This is a genomic window from Eikenella sp. HMSC061C02 (assembly GCF_001809035.1).
GTDB classification, from domain to species: Bacteria; Pseudomonadota; Gammaproteobacteria; order Burkholderiales; family Neisseriaceae; genus Eikenella; species Eikenella corrodens.
In genome coordinates, this window is sequence record NZ_KV795530.1 from 1 (window position 1) to 13,609 (window position 13,609).

Annotated in this window: 14 protein-coding genes; 6 read left to right on the forward strand and 8 right to left on the reverse strand. The window is 59.4% G+C overall.

Annotated features, from left to right (window positions below):
• Positions 1-81 precede the first annotated feature (81 nt).
• Both HMPREF2541_RS02075 and nagZ read right to left on the reverse strand, forming a co-directional pair.
• Positions 82-444, reverse strand: coding sequence for a DUF2185 domain-containing protein (locus HMPREF2541_RS02075; RefSeq protein WP_003822010.1), 363 nt, complete (start codon positions 442-444; stop codon positions 82-84).
• Positions 445-455: 11 nt separating this feature from the next.
• Complete coding sequence (gene nagZ, locus HMPREF2541_RS02080) at positions 456-1,541, reverse strand: beta-N-acetylhexosaminidase (RefSeq protein ID WP_070541507.1); 1,086 nt, start codon at positions 1,539-1,541, stop codon at positions 456-458.
• Between the two features lie 162 nt (positions 1,542-1,703).
• Here nagZ and HMPREF2541_RS02085 point away from each other — a divergent pair, with 162 nt between their 5' ends.
• From HMPREF2541_RS02085 to HMPREF2541_RS02095, 3 genes are all read left to right on the forward strand, one after another.
• The gene (locus HMPREF2541_RS02085; protein WP_035579756.1) at positions 1,704-2,486 is read left to right on the forward strand and encodes a BamJ family beta-barrel-assembly machinery protein; all 783 of its coding nucleotides are present in this window, start codon (positions 1,704-1,706) and stop codon (positions 2,484-2,486) included.
• A 67-nt stretch (positions 2,487-2,553) separates the two neighbouring features.
• Positions 2,554-3,036: a hypothetical protein gene (locus HMPREF2541_RS02090; RefSeq protein ID WP_003822015.1), complete on the forward strand. Its 483-nt coding sequence runs from the start codon at positions 2,554-2,556 to the stop codon at positions 3,034-3,036.
• Between the two features lie 135 nt (positions 3,037-3,171).
• Positions 3,172-4,119, forward strand: coding sequence for an asparaginase (locus HMPREF2541_RS02095; RefSeq protein ID WP_070541510.1), 948 nt, complete (start codon positions 3,172-3,174; stop codon positions 4,117-4,119).
• 88 nt (positions 4,120-4,207) lie between these two features.
• On the opposite strand, the gene tehA is transcribed toward HMPREF2541_RS02095, so the two are convergent.
• The 6 genes from tehA to HMPREF2541_RS02120 form a co-directional block, all read right to left on the reverse strand.
• Positions 4,208-5,152 carry a dicarboxylate transporter/tellurite-resistance protein TehA gene (tehA, locus tag HMPREF2541_RS02100; protein ID WP_003822018.1) on the reverse strand — a complete coding sequence of 315 codons (945 nt, stop codon included), beginning with the start codon at positions 5,150-5,152 and terminating at the stop codon, positions 4,208-4,210.
• A gap of 315 nt (positions 5,153-5,467) precedes the next feature.
• Entirely contained in the window at positions 5,468-6,886 is a 1,419-nt protein-coding gene (glnA, locus tag HMPREF2541_RS02105; protein ID WP_003822020.1) for a type I glutamate--ammonia ligase, read from the reverse strand.
• Between the two features lie 200 nt (positions 6,887-7,086).
• Positions 7,087-8,334, reverse strand: coding sequence for an MFS transporter (locus HMPREF2541_RS02110; RefSeq protein WP_070541513.1), 1,248 nt, complete (start codon positions 8,332-8,334; stop codon positions 7,087-7,089).
• Between the two features lie 11 nt (positions 8,335-8,345).
• The gene (locus HMPREF2541_RS02115; protein WP_070541516.1) at positions 8,346-8,753 is read right to left on the reverse strand and encodes an extensin; all 408 of its coding nucleotides are present in this window, start codon (positions 8,751-8,753) and stop codon (positions 8,346-8,348) included.
• A gap of 33 nt (positions 8,754-8,786) precedes the next feature.
• A complete protein-coding gene (locus tag HMPREF2541_RS11820) occupies positions 8,787-9,011 on the reverse strand; it encodes a hypothetical protein (protein WP_141744177.1) in 225 nt (74 codons plus the stop codon).
• A 219-nt stretch (positions 9,012-9,230) separates the two neighbouring features.
• A complete protein-coding gene (locus tag HMPREF2541_RS02120; protein ID WP_371327084.1) occupies positions 9,231-11,228 on the reverse strand; it encodes a TonB-dependent receptor in 1,998 nt (665 codons plus the stop codon).
• Between the two features lie 179 nt (positions 11,229-11,407).
• On the opposite strand from HMPREF2541_RS02120, the gene HMPREF2541_RS02125 reads away from it, so the two are divergent.
• The 3 genes from HMPREF2541_RS02125 to pyrC all read left to right on the forward strand — a co-directional run bounded on the left by HMPREF2541_RS02125 (position 11,408) and on the right by pyrC (position 13,551).
• Complete coding sequence (locus HMPREF2541_RS02125; protein ID WP_141744178.1) at positions 11,408-11,995, forward strand: TetR/AcrR family transcriptional regulator; 588 nt, start codon at positions 11,408-11,410, stop codon at positions 11,993-11,995.
• 170 nt (positions 11,996-12,165) lie between these two features.
• Positions 12,166-12,393, forward strand: a complete 228-nt coding sequence (locus HMPREF2541_RS02130; protein ID WP_003822045.1) for a sulfurtransferase TusA family protein — start codon at positions 12,166-12,168, stop codon at positions 12,391-12,393.
• A gap of 120 nt (positions 12,394-12,513) precedes the next feature.
• Complete coding sequence (pyrC, locus tag HMPREF2541_RS02135) at positions 12,514-13,551, forward strand: dihydroorotase (RefSeq protein ID WP_003822046.1); 1,038 nt, start codon at positions 12,514-12,516, stop codon at positions 13,549-13,551.
• Positions 13,552-13,609: the final 58 nt, after the last annotated feature.

The following is a 13,609-nucleotide window of genomic DNA, read 5'->3' on the forward strand; positions in this document are numbered from 1 at the left end:
GGTGTGGAATTTAGGGCTAATCTAGTACAGCCCCAAACTTTTTTCAGGTAGCCTTATTTGCTATGTGCGACTCCGCCAAACTTACTCCTGCGGAATCTCCCAATCGCTCACCGCCACAAAATCCGGCTGGTGTAAATCCTGCTCAAACACCGAGCCGGTGGGGCTGTGCAGCAATTTGGCGATCGCCGGCTGGTAATTAGCCATGCGTTGCAGGCTGTAGAGGTGGAAGTTGTCGGCATTGTCTGCGTAGTCATCGTCTTCAAAGCCGGAAAACATCCGCCAGCCGCTGTCGGGAGAAAAGGCGGCATCAGGCTCTTCGCGATACAGAAAACGGATCGGCATGCCTTCTTTGGCAACCTGGTCGGACACGATGGCATAGCCCTGCGGCACGTCTTTTACCGGCAGCTCTTCTTCCGGCAGGCTGAAAATTTTCGGGTTCAACATAAGTATCCTCCTTAAAACGCCTCGCCCACTTTCACCCCGCCGGCCAAATCTTGCGGCGAGGAAAGGGCAGCGGTGAAGGCTTGGGCGGCTTGGAATTCGGGCTGCTGCATTACTGCGGCGTAATCCTCTGGTGTGCCGCGCCCGGCCATGTATTGCCAGCGCTCGGCCAGTTGCGGGTTTTCAGGTAGCCTGAAGCCTTCGAGCAGCTCGTCCACCCAATCGGGGCGGTTACACACCAACACGATATCGCAGCCGGCGGCAAAAGATTGCGCTGCCCGCTCGCGGATACCGCCGGCCATGCTGGCGCCTTCCATGGTGAGGTCGTCGGAAAAAATCACGCCGTTGAAGCCCAAATCCTGGCGCAAAATCTGCTTCAACCAGATGCTCGAAAAACCGGCAGGTTGTTTGTCTACCTGCGGGTACACCACATGCGCGGGCATCACGGCGGCCATGCCCTCGGCGGCCATGGCGCGAAAAGGCCGGATATCCGCCGCCATCAGTTCGGTCAGGCTGCGCGGGTCTTCGGGCAGAACGTGGTGGCTGTCGCCGGAAACAAAGCCGTGGCCGGGGAAGTGTTTGCCGCAGCTTTGCATACCGCCCTGATTGAGTCCGCGTTGCAGCGCCAGCGCCAGCGCGGTAACAGTATCGGCTTGGCAGTGAAAGCTGCGATTGCCGATTACGGCGCACTGCCCCCAATCCAAATCCAACACCGGCGTAAACGACAAATCCACCCCGCAGGCGCGCAATTCTGCCGCCAACACCCAGCCCACCTGCTCGGCCGCTGCTTCTGCCGCTACTTGGCCTTGTTTTTCCCAAATGCCGCCCAGTGTGCTCATGGCCGGCAGGCGGGTGAAGTCTTCGATAAAGCGCTGCACGCGCCCGCCCTCATGATCCACGGCAATCACCAACTCCGGCGTACGCAAAGCCTTGATTTCGGCACACAAAGCCTGAAGCTGGCTACGGTTTTGGTAATTGCGGCGAAACAGAATCACGCCGCCCACGGCTGGGTGTAGCAGGCGTTGTTTTTCTTCCTCGCTCAGGCGGTGGGCGGCAACATCGGCCATAATCGGGCCGCGCGGCAGGCAAACGGATGGCATAGCAAATCTTTCTGTGTGTTCGGTGCAAAGGCGGGATTTCATCACTTCCGCCGCGAAAAAACAAGCCGAGGCCTTTTAATTCAGGTAAAACCGATTGAAACGGCACGGCGGAAATGATGTAATGCCCGCTGTTGTTTCTTTTCATTCATATTAGGGAGTTTTATGCAAACCAACACATTCCGCACCGGCCTGCTGGCTGCCGCCGTGGTATTCGCCCTGGCCGCCTGTAACCAACAGCCCGCTTCCGGCGGCGCCTCTGCTCCGGCCGCATCTTCCCCTGCCGCAGCTTCAACCGCATCCGGCCCCGCTGCCGCTTCAGGCCCTGCCGCCGCCTCCGACGTATTGGCCGGCATGACTGAACAGCAAAAAGCCAGCTACCTCATCGGCTACCTGCAAGGCCAACAGCTGGGCGACGCCAATACTATCTTAGATTTCGACCAAGCCACCCTGATTAAAGGCCTGCAGGCCGGTATGGCCAGCCAGCCGCTGCCCGTGAGTGATGAAGAAGCCAACAACATCCTGCAGCAATACCACACTGCCCAGATGGGCAAACTGGCCACCCGCCAGCTGGAAGAAGGTAAAGCCTTCCTCGAAGCCAATAAAGCCAAAGAAGGCGTGAAAACCACGCCCTCCGGCCTGCAATACAGCGTGAAAACCGAAGGTACCGGCAAACAGCCTACTGCTAAGAGCACTGTAACCGTACACTACGAAGGCAGATTGCTCGACGGCACCGTGTTCGACAGCTCCATCAAACGCGGCGAACCCGCTACCTTCAAGCTCGACGGCGTGATCAAAGGCTGGACCGAAGGCCTGCAACTGATGAAAGAAGGCGGCGAATACACCCTATACATCCCCGCCGAACTCGCCTACGGTGACAAAGGCAACCCCAGCATTCCGCCCAACTCCGTGCTGGTATTCGATGTTAAACTGATTAAAGTTCAGTAATTCCATCAGCTAACTAAAAGGCTACCTGAAAAGCAAAACACTTTTCAGGTAGCCTTTAAACCATGCCATGCTCACACTTGATCCCGATTCCAACCGCCAATTCATCATCATCCGCAATCATCAAGACATTGCCGTCTGCACCACCGAGCTCAACGAACACGGCCAGCTCATCAGCCAAACCACCGCCGAATTCGACACCCAAAACCGCATACGCGGCTTCTTTTGCTACACAGCCGCTGCCGGCTGCATCACAGCCTGCCGGATTTATCACTACCACACCCCGCCCTTCGCACAAGAAGACGGTTTTGCCGACTACCGCGACACCGGCAACGGCCTCCAGCTTCTGTGCTACACCCACTCTTACCGCATCAGCGCACAAACCGCCCGCTGCGACTGGTTTGATGCCCAAGGCGAATTAACCTACTACGATTGGTTCGTACACGACCCCGATATCGACGAACACATCTACGCCGGCACCTATCTGCCGCACGAAACCGAACACCTGCCCGCAAACCGAATCCAGCCCTATTTGCCTGTTTACACCGACTAATTGGTTTTTCAGGTAGCCTTTGACCCATCCCACCAACACACCAAGGCTACCTGAAAAAGAAACCCCAATCCCCTACCCCAACTTTCCAACTAGCCCCTATAATCCCATATCCCATTTCCAGCAAACCATCCCGCCATGCAAAAAATATTCGTCCTCTACACCGGCGGCACCATCGGCATGAAGCCCAGCCCCGACGGCCTCGTTCCCGATGCCCAGCTCGCCGAACAAGCCCTGCAGCCCTATGCCGAACAAGCCGTGTTTCACTGGCACATCTGCCAGCCCCTGATCGACAGCTCCAACATCACCCCCCAACATTGGGCAGAATGGCTCGTCATCCTGCAAGCCGCCCTGCCCGAGCACGACGGCATCCTCGTCTTGCACGGCACCGACACCCTCGCCTACACCGCCAACTTCCTCGCCCTTGCGCTCGACAGCGGCGGTAAACCCATCGTCCTCACCGGCGCGCAAAAGCCCTACCACGCCGCCGATAGCGACGCCCCCGCCAACCTGCAAACCGCCATCGCCGCCCTGCAAAACCCCCAACTGCACAGCACCGTTATCGCCTTCGGCGGCCGACTCTACCCCGCCGTCGGCAGCAGCAAATGCAGCACCGAGCTCGACCAAGGCTTCGACAACGCCCACTTCAACACCTGGCAGCCAAACACCCCGCCCCGCCGCCTCAGCGGCCTGCCCACCAGATTCAACCCAGCCGTCCGCGTGTGCAGCCATCTGCTCACCCCCGGCAGCAGCCCCGAGCAAATCGCCCACAGCCTGCGCCACTTCCCCCAAGAAGCCGCCATCCTGCTTTCCTACGGCCAAGGCCACGCCCCCGCCAGCCCCGAATTGCTCGCCGCCGTGCAACACTTCACCCAAAATGGCGGCCTGCTGCTCAACATCAGCCAAGCCCACCACGGCCGCACCGGCACCGCCTACGCCCAAGGCAACGCCCTGCGCCAGGCCGGCGCGGTGGGTGGTGGCAAATGCAATATCGAAACCGCCACCGCCCTCATGACCCTCGCCGCCGGCAACCACTGGACGGCCGACCAGCTGCAACAGGCTTTAGCGCAATTGGATTTACTCTGATACCTTCCTCCGCTACAAAAAGGCTACCTGAAACCGTATCAACCGTTTTCAGGTAGCCTTTATATTTTACAACAAGGATATAAGCAGCCTAACGCACCCAAAACCGCCCCTGCCACACCAAATACAGCGTTCCCGCCAGCAACAGCGCCACCCCGGCCGAGCCGCTTACCGCCAACGCCGCGCCCAGCCATACCATCTTGCCTGCGGCCAAGAGGTGCAGCCCGCAGCCGCACATGGCCGCCAAGCCGAACGAGAAACCCCACCAGCTCATGCTAAACCCGCCCTCGGCAAACCAACCCAGCAGGCGCAGCAAAAGCAGAAACTGCAAACAGCCGTAGCCCATCAAGGCCAGCGCAAACGTGTCGATTGCCCCGCCATTTACCGCAAAATACGCCCCGCAGCCCACAAAGGCCGGCGCAAGTTGGATGCCCACTATCCCGCGCACCTGCGGCGCAACTGCCACCTCCGTGCGCAGCCTGCCCAAAATCGCCGCCTCCAGGCTAAACCAAGACAGCATCCCCGCGCCGAAAAACAACACCGCATAATCATGCAGCCCGAGTACGCCCAGCGCCGTGGCACTCACAAAATTGGTGGCCACCGTAGGCAGATAAATCACCGGCGTGGTGGCGGCCAAGTTGTGCAGCCCGCGCCACAGCCCGGCAGCACGATACATGGCAAACGCCAGCTGCCCGGCAATACCGGCATACACCAACACGCGTGCCGCCCCAGCGGCATAAGGCAGCCCGGCAATGCCTGCCAAGATGGTGGTAATCGGAATGGCGCTGAGAAAGCAGCATTGCACCAAATCGGTTAAGTCGCCCAAAAACTCATCGCGATAAGCCAATATCTTGCACACATAAGCTACCACCAGCACCAGCCACACGGCAAACGCCGCCGCCAGCAACCCTTCGCCCGGCCAAGCCGGCATCAGGCCTGTCGCTGCGCCATAACGCCACGACAAACCCAACGCGAATAGGCCGATGGTGATGCTGAAATAGCTGAGCGGAATCGGAAATTTTCGGCGTGCGCCCATGATGTGTTCCTTTATTGCTGGGATAATTTAAAACAGGCGGCATCATACTGGCACTCTCCTGCTCCAAACTATCCGATTTTGCTCAATCTGCCGCCATTTTGTCTCGTACACTTACGGGATATAGGCTACCTGAAACATTCAACAAGCAGCAGCCTGGGCAAATCTAGCAAGAAAAATTGGCTTTCGATACAAAGCGGTGAGCCGCAGACAGTACAGGAGTACGGCAAGGCGAACCGACACGGTCACGAAAGTTGGTTTGCGATATTCGGTATAAAAAAGGCCACCTGATTGTTCAGGTAGCCTTTACATTCTGCCTTACAGCGAATAATACATTTCAAATTCCAGCGGGTGTGGCGCCATGCGGATGCGGCGCACGTCTTCTTCTTTGAAGGCAATGTAGCTGTTGATCCAGTCTTGGCTGAACACGCCGCCGCGCAGGAGGAATTCGTGGTCGGCTTTGAGGGCGGCCAGGGCTTCTTCCAAAGAGGCGCACACGGTCGGCACGAGTGCATCCTCTTCCGGCGGCAGGTCGTAGAGGTTTTTGTCGGCCGGATCACCGGGGTGGATTTTGTTTTGGATGCCGTCCAGCCCGGCCATCAGCAGCGCGGCAAACATCAAATAGGGGTTCGCGGTGGGGTCTGGGAAACGCACTTCAACGCGGCGGGCCTTCACACTGTGCACGGTGGGAATGCGGATTGAAGCGGAGCGGTTTTTGGCGGAATAGGCCAGTTTGGTGGGCGCTTCAAAATGCGGTACCAGGCGTTTGTAGGAGTTGGTGGAGGGGTTGGCGATGGCATTCAGCGCTTTGGCGTGCTTGATGATACCGCCGATGTAGTAGAGGGCGGTGTCGCTCAAGCCGGCATAGCCGTCGCCGGCAAACAGGTTTTGGCCGTTTTTCCAAATGGATTGGTGCACGTGCATACCGCTGCCGTTGTCGCCCATCAAGGGTTTGGGCATGAAGGTGGCGGTTTTGCCGAAGTTGTGCGCCACGTTGTGGATCACGTATTTCATGTCTTGGGTTTGGTCGGCACGGTGAACCAAGGTGCTGAACTTAGTACCGATTTCCATCTGGCTGCCGGTGCCGACTTCGCCGTGGTGCACTTCCACTTCAATGCCGATTTCCTGCAGGATATTTACCATGGCAGAGCGCAAGTCCTGCCCGGCATCCACCGGCGCAACCGGAGAGTAGCCGCCTTTCACCATCGGGCGGTGGCCGGTGTTTTGACCATCCAGATGCAGGCCGCTCGACCACGCAGCGCTTTCGGAGCTGATTTCGAAGCGGGCTTTGTGCATATGGGTTTCAAACTCAATGCCATCGAACACGAAAAATTCGGGCTCAGGGCCGAAATAGGCAGTGTCGCCCACGCCGCTGGCTTTCAAATAGGCTTCGGCTCGGCGGGCGATGGAGCGCGGGTCGCGGTCGTAGCCCTGGCCGCTGGCCGGGTCGATCACATCACAAGTAAGCACCACGGTGGCATCGTCGTAGAAGGGGTCGATGAAGGCAGTGGCCGGATCGGGGCGCAACAGCATATCGGAGGCCTGAACGCCCTTCCAGCCACCGATAGACGAACCGTCGAACGGATGGCCGTTTTCAAACCATTCTTCCGGGTCGTCCAGCACCACCGCGGCAGGCACGGTGAAATGGTGCTGTTTGCCTTTGGTATCGGTGAATCGCAAATCAACGAAACGGACATCGTTATCTTCAATCATGCGAACTACATTGCTGATGGACATGGTGGCACTCCTTAAATATGCGGAAATAAAATCAAGCGGGCATTTTGCCACAGCCGCCGCCCGAGCGTATATAGCAAAAATCAAAAAAGGCTACCTGAAAATACAGATAAACTGTACCCACTTTTCAGGTAGCCTTTATTGCCTGAAACTACCTGACAATCATATTTCAGCTAGCTTTCTTTCTCAACTTCTGACCCTAATCAACCCACCACATTCCTCTCTTGTGCCGTATATTCAAACAGCTGCCCGCTAAAGGCGAAGGCGGCGCACACCAGCAGCGCCAGTCCTGCCGCCACACTATAAGAAGCAGGATAGCCCCACCGTTCGGCCAGGCGCAGGCCGGCGAAGCCTGCGGCGTAGGTGCCGGCCAGCAGTACGGAGAATTGCAGGCTGCTATCCAGCGCGGCGGTGGCGGGCTCGGATTTGTCCATCATCAGCGCCAGCATCACGGGCAGCAGCAGAGTATAGCTCAGGCTCAGTGCCACGATTTGCAGCGGCGGCAGCCAATGGTGCAGCGCGGCGGCACGGTCTATCCAGGCAAACGAAGCCACCAGCGGCAGTTGCAGCGCGCACAGCGTGGTTACGATGCGCCGCCGCGACTGCTTGCGCGCCAGATAGCCCGCCAGCGGCGTAACCGTCATGCAGGCAAGCGGGATGGCCACGGCCAGAATCGTGCCGGTTTTCGCGGGGCTGAAGCCCAAATCGCCCAGTTTGGGCACGAAGGTGGCGGCAATCCAGGCGTAGGGCGTGGCGGCGGCGGCCAAAAGCAGCAGCCAGCGCAGGCCGCGCCCGGGCAGCCGCCAAAAGCCGATCATGCGGACAAACAGCATGCCGAACCCGGCGGCTGGCGGCGTATCGGCCTCCGGCTCGCGGTAAAACCACACTTGCAGCAGCAGCAAAACGTTGAACAGCAACACCAGCCCCACGGCGGCCTGCCAGCCCCAGCAGCGGAACACCAGCAGCACCAGCGCGCCGCCAATCATCTTTCCGGCGCGGGCGGCAACGGTTTGAATCACGCCGCCGAAGCCGCGCTCGCGGTATGGCAGCAAAACGCAGCTCAAGCCGAGCACGGCGCAGCCGTAGAGCGTGCCGCAGGCGCACAACAGCAGGCAGGCGGCGGCCAGCGGCGGGAAGCTGTGCAGCGGGTTAATGGCGAGCAGCACCAGCAGGGCAAGGCCGATGCCGCCGAGCGACACCAGCATCCAGCCGCGAAAGCGCCCGCAGCGGCCGATGCGGTAGCGCTCGATCAGGGTGGAAAACAGGATTTTGCCGCTCTCCACGCTGCCGATCAGGTAAATCCAGCCCAGCTGCTTCAGATTGAAGCCGCCGTTTTTGAGGATGGTCATCAGCGCCACCAGGTAAAAGCCGATGAGGGTGAATTTGTAGGTGCCGGCGGTGGCGAGCAGCAGCCAGTCGCGCCGGTTCGGGCGGGATGAATCGTGTGCCACGGGCGGCCTCCTCAGGCTTTTCCCGGCCTGAAGGCAGCCAGCGCGGCTTCAGCGCTGCGGATAGCGGCAGCGTAGTCGGCTTCCACAATGTAGTTCACGCCGAGCGTGGGCGCCATTTTGCCCGACTGCTGCCGCATCAGATCCAGCTGTTCGGCATCAGGCTCGATCAGCAGCATGGCGGCACAGCGTTCGTCCAACAGCGGGCGGTGGGCGCGTATCCAGTCGAGATAGAGTTTGCGGTCGGCCACAATCTGGGCTTCTTCCTTTTGCAGGCGCATGGGGGCGCACACGGTGGCCAGGCGCGGGTGGCTTTGCAGCAGCACTTCAAATGCGTCGAGCCAGGCGGCAAACAGGGAAACGCCGACCAGGTCGGTATAGAAAATGGTGCCTTGGGGCAGGGTTTTGACGGGGGTGAACATGGTGGATTCCTTTTTGGTGTGGATTTGGCGGTTTCAGGTAGCCTCGATGCCTTTGCGGCCGTGTTTGGGTGGGGCTACCTGAAACGTAAATTTTCGCGGAGTTACAACCAACTCTGCTTTTTCAGGTAGCCTTTGCCGCCTTATGCCGCATGGGCTACCTGAAAAGGTGAGCGCGGCAAAATGCCGCCCTGCGGCCTGCCTATCCCCTCCCGCCCTCTCCTCTCTTACGGGAAAGGGCGGACGGCGCCAGCGTGCCACAAGCGGGCTACCTGAAAAGGAAGCAGGGCGGCGGGCAGTGATAAAACCTATCCTTACGGTTTTTCAGGTAGCCTGATTGTGCCGAGAACAGGCTACCTGAAAATTATTTGCCGTGTTCGCTCCGTTGAAGTTCGCGCTTTAGTTCCGCAGGAACGGCCTCATTCGTGGGCTGCGTTTTAACTTCGTTGAAGCTGTGCTTTCAGGTAGCCTTCGTTTTGCCTAAAACCGCAATTCGGTGCTCACACCGATGGCGCGGGGGCGTTGGTAGAGCGAGTCGTGGCGGTCGTTGGTGGATACGAATATCGGACGGCGGCTGTTGAACACGTTGTCGGCATACATCGATACGCGGCCGTATTTGAAGTTGTAGGCGGCGTAGAGGTTGAGCTGGCCGTAGCGTTTGATGCGCCCTGCTTCAGCGTTGTTGGCGGCGGAGTAGTAGCCGCCGCTGAAGCGGGCGTCGCCGCCGGTCTCCCAGCCGGAGGGGTGCTTCCAGGCCACGCCCAAGGTGGCGGTGTAGCGCGGGGCGCGGCCTAAGCGGTTGCCTTCGATGCCGCTGCCGGGATAGCGGCGGATGTCGGTGTGCAGAAGGCCGAGCCCGGCGGTGAGGCGCAGGCTGTCGAGCGCCTGCCAGCCGGCCTGCATTTCCGCGCCGTAGGTTTGCACGCTGTTGGCGTTGCGGATCACCACGGAGCTGGGCCCGAGGTAGAAGGGCAGCTGCATGTCTTTGTAGCGGTTAGCAAAAAGGTTGCCGCTCAATTCGAGCCGCCGGTCGGGCGTGCGCCAGCGGGTGTAGAGCTCGATGTTGTTGATGTATTCGGGCTGGTAGGTGTAGGTGAGCACGGGGCGGCCGAAGGTGATACCTGCGCCGCCGGGGTTGTAGCCGCGCGCGAGTTTGAGGCCGGCGGTGAAGTGTTCGCTCGGGCGGTAGGAAAGGTCGATTTTGGGCAGGAATACGGTTTGCCCTTTGTCCAAATCCAGGCGCAGGCTGGCACCGCCGCCGTGGCGTTGGTGTTCTTCGCGCTCAAGGCGGCCGGCAAGGGTAAGGTTCCATTGCGGGGCGAACTGCCAATCGGCTTCGGCAAAGGCGGCATACACTCGGTTGGCGTCGCTAAACTCGTTGCGCCCGCCCACGCTGCGGATGTCTACGGTTTCGTCTTGGCTGCTGCGGAAGAAATACAGTCCGGCCAGGCCTTTCACGCTGCCGCCTTCGGGGCGGTAGTGCAATACGGGCTCCCACTGCACTTCGTGGCCGCGCAGGGTAGCGGGCACGCCTTGCGGGTGCACGGACATGGGCAGGTGGATGCGGTCGTTGTCGTAACGGGCGTACACCAGCTTGTTTTCGAGCTTGAAGCTGTCGTTAATCTGCCAGGAAACATCCCAAATGCCGGATCGGGAGCCGGTTTCAAACACGGGCTTCTGCGGCAGGAAGCGGGCGCTGGCGGTGTTGCCCATGATTTCGTTTTGTGGGGCGCGCGATTTGATGTAGTTGAAGGTGAGGCGGCTGAGGAAGTTGGGATAGGATTCAGGCGTGAAGAGCAGCTTGAAACGGATATTGGTGTTTTCCACGCGGCGCGGGTTGCCGGCGGGGTCGTAATGCACGAAGGGCTCGTAGCTTTCGCGCTGCTGGCGCTCGGCACTCAGTCGGAAGGCGAGGTTGTTTTTCACAATCGGGCCGGATACCATCAGCGCGCCGTTGCGGGTTTTCTGGTTACCCGCGCCCAAGCGCACCGCGCCTTCCCATTCCTGAGTCGGGTCGTTGGAGCGCATCACGATGGCGCCGGCCACAGCGTTCTGCCCGCGTACCAGGCTCTGCGGCCCGCGCAAGACTTCCACCTGCCGCATATCCCACAGCGATTGCGTGCCGAAGGCGTATTCGTTATAAGTGGCGGAGCGGCCGTCTATCGACAAATTCAAACGCGGCCGCGTGCCGGCAAAGAATGCCACCGCACCCACCGCCGGGCCGGAACCGTCCACGCCGCGCACAGTGGGCAAATCGTTGCCGCTGCCCAAATCCACGGTGTTGACGGTTTGCTTGAGCAGGTCGGTGGCGGAAAGCTTGTGGCCGCTGCGGTCGATATCCGGCGCGGTGAACACATTGTGCGAAGTGCCGGTTTGTAACATGGTACGGCTGCCACGTTCACCTGTAACCACAATATCAGGCAGCTGCGCGGCGGCATCGGTTTCTTCGGCGTGGGCGAAATATGGGGCGGCAGCCAGCAGGGCAAGCAGGCAGGCATTGAGTTTCACTGCGGTTTTCTCCTTTGTTGGTTCGGCTCGGCGAGTACAATAAAGATTTACAGATTTACATTAAACATACATATACTGTAAATTATAGAAAGCAACAAAAGATAATGCAAGCGATTATCGAATGCTTGCCAAAAGAAAGGTATTCCCACATGCCCCACAGCAAAAAACGGCAGGCACTGCGCGAAGCAGCGAAAAACCTGTTTTATACACAAGGCTTTGCCGCCGTTTCCGTAGAAGCCATTTGCTCCGCCGCCCATACCAGCCGCGTAACCTTCTACAAATACTACTCCGGCAAAAACGCGCTGGTGCAGGAGCTGTTTGCCGAACAGAAAGAACAAGTACGCAACCGACTCGAATGCCTGCTGGCACAGCAATGCAGCCTGGAAGAAGCCGCTGCCGCCCTATTCGCCATCCAACGCGAATCCATGACCGAACTCTATTCCGCGCCCGTACTCGACGACATCGCCAACGTGGCCGATTTGGAGCTGGAACGCTTCTTCCGCAGCATGGAAGAAGAGAAATATCAATTTATGCGCAGCTTTTTCCACACCCTGCAACAGCGCAAACTCATCCACCACAGCCTGCCACCCGAACTCATCGACCTCTTCATCCGCCAAATGGACAGCCTCATGCGACAACCCTGTCTCGCCGAACTCTACGCTCCCACCCCGCAACGACTGCCACAGGATATATTGCAACTCCTGCTCTACGGCCTCACCAGCCGGGAAGCAGAATAAGGCAGCCCGGCTAAACAAAAGGCTACCTGAAAGCATCAGCTTCTAACGAAGTTAAAACAAGCTCTGCGAGTTTCTGCGGCGCTGAAATCCCAGGTAGCCTTTTCTCATTCTCACCCCAAGCCCGGCCCGCGTTATAATCCACCCTCATCAATCACATCGAAACCACCGCCATGACCCCTACCCTAGAGCTCGACCTCACCGGCCTTAAATGCCCCCTGCCCATTCTCCGCGCCAAAAAAGCGCTGGCCACCTTAGAAACCGGGCAGATACTTTCCGTGCGCGCCACCGATCCCGGCGCTCCCGACGACTTTGCCGCCTTCTGCCGCCAAACCGGCCACCGGCTGCTCGCTTCTGGCACGGATAACGGCGTGTTCGTTTTGGTGATCCAACACAAATAACCCGGCTTCACCGCAATATCGTTTTAACCAACCTTGCAACACAGTTTCAGGCAGCCTTATCCGCCCGGCATCCAAAGGCTACCTGAAAATATAACGCTCCAAATCACGAAAGCCCCCACCATGCAAACCCTCACCCTCCTCCGCCCCGACGACATGCACCTGCACCTGCGCGACGGCGACACCCTGCGCCACGTTTTGCCGCACACCGCCCGCCAGATGGGCCGTGCCGTAATCATGCCCAACCTCAAGCCCCCGGTGATTAGCGTGGCCGATGCCTTGGCCTACCGCGAACGCATCCTCGCCTCCCTGCCCGCCGGCAGCCGCTTCCAACCGCTGATGACGCTCTATCTCACCGACCACGCCACCCCCGCCCTGGTGCAGGAAGCCAAAGCCGCCGGCATCGTTGCCTTCAAACTCTACCCCGCCGGCGCCACCACCAATTCCGACAGCGGCGTGACCGATCTGTTCAAACTCCTGCCCGTGCTCGAAGAAATCGCCGCCCAAGATATGCGCTTCCTGGTGCACGGCGAAGTAACCGACCCTGCCATCGACATCTTCGACCGCGAAGCCGCATTCATCGAACGCATCCTCCTACCCGTGCTGAATAAAGTGCCCGGCCTCAAAACCGTGTTCGAGCACATCACCACCGCCGAAGCCGCCCGCCTCGTGTGCCAAAGCGGCGAAAACCTCGCCGCCAGCGTTACCCCGCAGCACCTGCTGCTCAACCGCAACGACCTCTTGGTGGGCGGCGTGCACCCGCACCACTACTGCCTGCCCGTGCTCAAACGCGAAAGCCACCGCCAAGCCCTGCTCGAAGCCGTATCCGGTGCGCAAGCGCACAAATTCTTCCTCGGCACCGACTCCGCGCCGCACCCGCAACACGCCAAAGAAAATGCCTGCGGCTGCGCAGGCATGTTCAGTGCCGCCACCGCCATCGAGCTCTACGCTGAAGCCTTCGAGCAAATCGGCGCGCTCGACAAACTCGAAGCCTTCGCCTCGAAAAACGGCGCCCGCTTCTACGGCCTGCCCGAAAACACCGACACCATCACCCTGGTGAAACAAGCGCAAACCGTGCCCAACAGCTTCCCCATCGGCAGCGGCGGCAACCTCGTCCCCATGCGCGCCGGCGGCAGCGTGGCTTGGACGATGCAAGCGTAAGCCCTGCCCACTCTGATTTTGATGCAAAAAGGCTACCTGAAATTTTTCAGGTAGCCTT

Excerpts from the sequence above, each read along its gene's own strand:
- HMPREF2541_RS02075 (WP_003822010.1), bottom strand. The coding sequence starts at position 444 with ATGTTGAACCCGAAAATTTTCAGCCTGCCGGAAGAAGAGCTGCCGGTA.
- nagZ (WP_070541507.1), bottom strand. The coding sequence starts at position 1,541 with ATGCCATCCGTTTGCCTGCCGCGCGGCCCGATTATGGCCGATGTTGCC.
- HMPREF2541_RS02085 (WP_035579756.1), top strand. The coding sequence starts at position 1,704 with ATGCAAACCAACACATTCCGCACCGGCCTGCTGGCTGCCGCCGTGGTA.
- HMPREF2541_RS02090 (WP_003822015.1), top strand. The coding sequence starts at position 2,554 with ATGCTCACACTTGATCCCGATTCCAACCGCCAATTCATCATCATCCGC.
- HMPREF2541_RS02095 (WP_070541510.1), top strand. The coding sequence starts at position 3,172 with ATGCAAAAAATATTCGTCCTCTACACCGGCGGCACCATCGGCATGAAG.
- tehA (WP_003822018.1), bottom strand. The coding sequence starts at position 5,152 with ATGGGCGCACGCCGAAAATTTCCGATTCCGCTCAGCTATTTCAGCATC.
- glnA (WP_003822020.1), bottom strand. The coding sequence starts at position 6,886 with ATGTCCATCAGCAATGTAGTTCGCATGATTGAAGATAACGATGTCCGT.
- HMPREF2541_RS02115 (WP_070541516.1), bottom strand. The coding sequence starts at position 8,753 with ATGTTCACCCCCGTCAAAACCCTGCCCCAAGGCACCATTTTCTATACC.
- HMPREF2541_RS02125 (WP_141744178.1), top strand. The coding sequence starts at position 11,408 with ATGCCCCACAGCAAAAAACGGCAGGCACTGCGCGAAGCAGCGAAAAAC.
- HMPREF2541_RS02130 (WP_003822045.1), top strand. The coding sequence starts at position 12,166 with ATGACCCCTACCCTAGAGCTCGACCTCACCGGCCTTAAATGCCCCCTG.
- pyrC (WP_003822046.1), top strand. The coding sequence starts at position 12,514 with ATGCAAACCCTCACCCTCCTCCGCCCCGACGACATGCACCTGCACCTG.